General features: G+C 56.5%; 1 pseudogene. It reads right to left on the bottom strand.

From position 1 onward, the window contains the following. Nucleotides 1-113: pseudogene (locus tag QN347_RS19550) on the bottom strand (VIT family protein); the annotation flags it as partial. Nucleotides 114-382 lie beyond the last annotated feature (269 nt).

Below are 382 nucleotides of genomic sequence, written 5' to 3' on the forward strand. Positions count from 1 at the left end.
ACGCCAAGGATCAAGCTCGCGGTAGATAATATTCCATCATTGGCGCCGAGCACCGCAGCTCGCAACCACCCGATCCGGGAGACGAGATGGCGCTCGGGAATCGTCGGTCGCATCATTGGGAAGGTTCTTCCATTTTCCGTGGACGCTACCGTCGCCCCAAGTGTAACCCCAGCCTCGGAAATTACTCATTTGGCGATGCTCGATCGGATACATCGGCAGGTCAGGCTGAGCCCTTTCAATCAAACGGACGACGGTTTCGCATCAGTCGATGGGTAGATGCCGAGCCTGCCAGGATCCGCACTGATGGGCTTTGTTGCAAAACTGACGTTGGGGATTCCCGTAGGGAATCGAGTGGGATAGATGGGCGTGATGCCCAAACCTG

The organism is Sphingomonas sp. 10B4, from assembly GCF_035019905.1.
Classification (GTDB): domain Bacteria; phylum Pseudomonadota; class Alphaproteobacteria; order Sphingomonadales; family Sphingomonadaceae; genus Sphingomonas; species Sphingomonas glacialis.